The organism is Pararhizobium sp. (genome assembly GCF_035497515.1).
Taxonomy (GTDB): domain Bacteria; phylum Pseudomonadota; class Alphaproteobacteria; order Rhizobiales; family Rhizobiaceae; genus Pararhizobium.
On record NZ_DATJDJ010000233.1, the window covers coordinates 1 to 4872 of the forward strand.

Sequence of the window (4872 nt, forward strand, 5' to 3'; positions counted from 1 at the left end):
GATCGGCCCATCGCCATCCCAGACTGCGACGGGGGTGCAGGCGAAGGATTGGCCGGCCGGAACGACCGAGGCGAGCAGGAACAGGCTGAACATCATTGCCGGATCCGTAGTGCCGACCGCCGATCGTTTCAAACCCCGTAACTATCGCAAGGCGTCAGAGAACCGCGCGAAGCGCCCAAAGAAGAATGCGCTCTTGGTGAGGCCGCAGCCGGGCGGCGTGCGCGCGGGCCTGTGGGCCAGCCGCCGTCCGGCAAGGACAGCGAGCCAAGTGCGCTGCGCGGCCCAAGATAACGCGCGGCCCCTGGCGCCGCCTGCCGGCGCCAGAGCACGCCCATTCAGCCGCGCTCGATCTTTCCGCGGCGAATTGCACAGTTCAGCCTTTGTAACGAATGACGTGCCGCGGCTCGCCGCAAAGGCCGCACGGCTCTTTGAGCCGCTCAAATCCTCCGACGCCGGCAGCTGCTCCGGTGGCAACGCTTGCCTGTGAAACCGAAGAAAGGTCGAGCCTGTCTGTAATGCATTCGTCGCAAAGTGGCGCCCCATCCATTCGCCGGATGAGGGCCTCGACACGTTCCGCAATGGTTGAGCGTCTGGCCATTGGGCGGCTGTAGAGAGGGATAGAGATTCTGGAAAGTCGCCGATGTCCGAGCGTGGGATCGGACCGACTTGCAACCATCCCCATGACGATAGTTATCCCAGCGGAAAGGCCGGATTTCTATGTTATTCTCCTGGCATGACCTCTGGCCTGGAACGAGTCGCGCGCGCACTTTGCGAGTTGGATGCGAATCCACCCGATGCGAAGATGGGCGGCAAGCCGCTTTGGCAAGACTATTTGCCGGAGGCGCAAGCCGCGATCATGGCTCTTCGCGAACCCGATATGACGATGATCAGCGCCGCAGCGCTCGAGGCTGGCCACGTTAGCAAAGATGAAGTCGGAAGAATCTATCGAGCCATGATCGACGCCGCGATGATCCAACAAGCGCTGGCCGCAGGCAAAGCCGAGCGGTAAGAAAAGCAGAACTGGCCGTTTGCTGCCAGTCTGTTTTCTGCGACACATCGTGATAAGCGGACATAGCTCGCTAGCTTAACGGGAATTGCGGGAAACGACTGACACTGGTGCGCTCGAATGAAATATGTGTAAGTTGCTGAATTGTTAAAGAGGCTTGGCAATGATCGGCCATAGACAAGAAATTCTCATCCTGACGGGAACGCCAGGCGCGGGAAAGACAACAACGGCCTCCACGATGGCCATGTCGGACGGATCGCCGAAAGTGCATCTCCACTCCGACGACTTCTGGCATTTTATCAAGCACGGCGCGATCCCACCCTATCTTCCTGAGGCAGATCAACAGAATGGGGTGGTGATCGATGTTCTGGCGAATGTCGCGGCTGGCTACGCACGTGGTGGCTACTTCGTCATTGTGGACGGCATCGTCGGCCCCTGGTTCCTTGAAGCGTTCAGGAGGATCAACATTCCGATCCACTACATCGTGCTTCGCCCATCCCTGAACTCTGCGATCGAGCGCTGCCGGATTCGTGGCGGCGATACCTTGTCCGATCCGGAACACATCGCAGCTCTGCATCAGCAATTCTCTGAACTTGGTTCTCTCGAACGGCATGTTCTGTTGACCGAAAACGACGATCGCAAAACATTGTTGTCTCGCGTAACGTCCGCGTTGGGCAGTGGATCATATCTTCTCTCCCAATATAAAGGGCCAGCATTCCCGCCATAAGCCAGAAGCATCCTTTCTGGATTTGCCCACTTGCAGCCGAACTGTCGCATGCGCCACGCGAGTATCCGCTACTGCGAAATCTGACCGGTAACGGTCAGGCGACTTTCGGCGCGATATTGACGAACGCTCCCATGACGAACCTAGGCGTCGCGGCAATCTTTTGCCGGCTACTGTCGATCCCTGTCCGCAGTATGAAAAGGATCCATGATAAACGGCGCGGGAATCAGACTTCAGAGGGATACTTCGGTCCCTGCGGAGTGCTCTGGGCGGTTGCGCAGGCGGCCGATATCCAAGCGACCATAGCGACCGGACGGTGTTATAATGTCGTCCCAAGCCTCTATCAGGATCCGGGCTTCAGCTAGCGAGCAACTTCCTAATCCGCTCGGCTCGCAGTCCGAGGTAATCCAGGTATTTCTTGAAGATCGGCGCATGCCAGCCGCGCCCGACACGCATGCGTCGCTCAAGTCAGAGTCTTGCCCGACGCCGTCATGCCCAGGATGCCATTCTCACCCAGCAGGCCGTTGGCAACATCATCCGTGGCTCCATACTCTCGAGGTATAGCAGTGGACTGACACGGTCTTTCAGTTTTGAGCGAAGACTGGATATCATTCACTTCAGAAACGGGGTGCCTGATGGTCGAAATCGAACATGTCGAAAGCTTTCTTGTCGACCTTCCGACAATCCGGTCCCACGTGCTGGCCATGGCGACGATGCACAGTCAGACCTTGTGCATGGTTCGCCTTCATTGCTCCGACGGTATTATCGGAATCGGCGAAGCAACAACGATTGGCGGGCTCGCCTACGGCCCCGAAAGTCCCGAAAGCATACAGCTAAACATCGAAACCTATCTGGGGCCCTTGCTCAAGGGGTGCGACGCCACCCGACCCGCGGCAACCATGGCGCGGCTCGCAGGCCATATCGTCGGCAATAACTTCGCGAAATGCGCGATCGAAACCGCCCTCCTCGACGCGCAGGGCAAACGCCTGGGCCTGCCTGTCAGCGAGCTCGTCGGCGGGCGCGTGCGCGACCGGCTCCCGGTCCTATGGACGCTCGCCAGCGGCAACACCGCGCTCGACATCGACGAAGCCGAAGATATGATCGAGCGCGGTCGGCACAATGCCTTCAAGCTGAAAATCGGCAAACGCACCCTCGAGGACGATATCACGCATGTTGCGGCTATCAAGCGCGCGCTCGGGGGCAGGGCGTCGGTGCGCGTCGATGTCAACATGGCTTGGGACGAGACGACGGCGGCGCGCGGTATCGAAATGTTGGCCGACATCGGCTGCGATCTGGTCGAACAGCCGATATCGCGCTTCAACCGCGCCGGCATGGCGCGCCTTGTGGCGCGCGCGCGAATTCCGATCATGGCCGACGAAGCCCTGACCGGGCCGGCGAGCGCTTATGATTTTGCGACCCATGCGGCCGCCCATGTCTTCGCGGTAAAGATCGAACAATCGGGGGGCTTGTTCGCCGCAAAGCAGGTGCAGGCGATTGCCGATGCTGCCGGCGTCGCACTCTACGGCGGCACGATGCTCGAAGGTGGCGTGGGATCGATCGCGTCGGCGCATGTTTTCGCGACCTTCCCGTCGCTTTCGTTCGGGACCGAGTTGTTCGGGCCGCTTTTGCTCACCGAAGAAATATTGGCAGCGCCTCTCGACTATGCCGACTTCTCGCTCGGCGTCCCCGATGCTCCGGGCCTCGGGATCGCCCTCGATGACGACCGCGTCAATTTCCTTCGGCGCGACGCCGTGCGCACAACCATCAGTATCCCGGCTGCCTGAAAGGAGCGAATATGCTGTTCAAGGTCGAAATGGATGTCAATGTTCCGCTGGACTATGACCCGGCGCGCTTTGAAACGCTCAAGGCGGCAGAAAAGGAACGGTTTCAGGAGCTGCAACGCGCGGGCACCTGGCGTCACATCTGGCGCGTTGTCGGCCAGTACAGCAATGTCAGCATCTTCGATGTCGCCGACAATGGCGCGCTGCACGACATATTGATCGGCCTGCCGCTTTATCCCTTCATGGACGTGCGCGTGACAGCGCTTTGCCGCCACCCGTCATCTGTTCACGACGACGATCGCTGAGACAAAAGAAAATCAGAGCAAAATACAGGAGAGTTTCATGAACACCGATTTTGTGCAGAGCGCGTCCGTCCAGGACCTGCTCGACCGGGCAAGCGGCCTCGACACCGAAGGCGGCGATCCGCGGCTGCAGCATATTCTTCGCGACCTGATCGAATCCGTGATGACGCTGATCGTCAAGCACGACATCAGCGAGAGCGAATTCTGGAAAGCCGTCACCTTCCTGCAGCAAGGTGCCGACGAATTCGGCCTGCTGGTGCCGGGGATCGGCCTCGAACATTTCATGGACCTCTACATGGACGCCAAGGATGCCGAAGCGGGCCGCATCGGCGGTACGCCGCGGACGATCGAGGGGCCCCTGTATGTGGCCGATGCGCCGATCGTCGAAGGCGACGTCGATCTGTCGCAGGACGCCGATGACACCGGGACACTATATATGAACGGCGCCATCCGGGGGATGGAGGGCGAGCCGGTCAAGGGCGCGCTGCTGCATGTCTGGCACGCCAATTCGAAGGGCTTCTACTCGCATTTCGATCCCACCGGCACGCAGAGTCCGTTCAATAACCGGCGGCGCATCCGGATCGGCGACGATGGACGTTACGCCTTTCATTCGCGGCTACCGAGCGGTTACAGTGTCCCTCCCGGCGGCGCCGCCGAGACGCTGATGCATGCACTCGGACGCCATGGCAGCCGGCCAGCGCATGTGCATTTCTTCATCGAGGCACCGGGATATCGCACGCTCACGACGCAGATCAATTTCGGCGACGATCCTTTTGCTGCCGACGATTTCGCCTTCGGCACCCGCGAGGGGCTACTACCTGTCCCCAACCGTCAGGGCGACGCGGCCTATATCGCCTTCGACTTCGTGCTGCAGAAGGCGGACCAGGTCGATGACGAACGGTTTTCCGCCCGTACGCGCGCCGTCGCCTGATCAGGATTCCCGGGACCCATGCAAAAAATCCATTCGACTCCCGCGTCGGCGCTCGAAGGGCTGCTGTTCGATGGCATGACGATCATGTCCGGCGGATTCGGCCTGTCGGGCAATCCCGAAAGCCTGAT

General features: G+C 60.1%; 5 protein-coding genes and 1 pseudogene. All 6 read left to right on the top strand.

Features of this window, described 5'->3' with window-relative positions:
* Nucleotides 1-640 precede the first annotated feature (640 nt).
* Complete coding sequence (locus VL202_RS24425) at nucleotides 641-1009, top strand: hypothetical protein (protein ID WP_325466648.1); 369 nt, start codon at nucleotides 641-643, stop codon at nucleotides 1007-1009.
* A gap of 160 nt (nucleotides 1010-1169) precedes the next feature.
* Nucleotides 1170-1733, top strand: coding sequence for an AAA family ATPase (locus VL202_RS24430; protein WP_414692943.1), 564 nt, complete (start codon nucleotides 1170-1172; stop codon nucleotides 1731-1733).
* Nucleotides 1734-2365: 632 nt separating this feature from the next.
* Nucleotides 2366-3514 carry a muconate/chloromuconate family cycloisomerase gene (locus VL202_RS24435; RefSeq protein ID WP_325466649.1) on the top strand — a complete coding sequence of 383 codons (1149 nt, stop codon included), beginning with the start codon at nucleotides 2366-2368 and terminating at the stop codon, nucleotides 3512-3514.
* An 11-nt stretch (nucleotides 3515-3525) separates the two neighbouring features.
* On the top strand, nucleotides 3526-3816 hold the full coding sequence (gene catC / locus VL202_RS24440; protein WP_325466650.1) for a muconolactone Delta-isomerase: 291 nt from the start codon (nucleotides 3526-3528) through the stop codon (nucleotides 3814-3816).
* Nucleotides 3817-3853: 37 nt separating this feature from the next.
* Nucleotides 3854-4744 carry a dioxygenase gene (locus tag VL202_RS24445; RefSeq protein ID WP_325466651.1) on the top strand — a complete coding sequence of 297 codons (891 nt, stop codon included), beginning with the start codon at nucleotides 3854-3856 and terminating at the stop codon, nucleotides 4742-4744.
* An 18-nt stretch (nucleotides 4745-4762) separates the two neighbouring features.
* Nucleotides 4763-4872: pseudogene (locus tag VL202_RS24450) on the top strand (succinyl-CoA--3-ketoacid-CoA transferase); the annotation flags it as partial.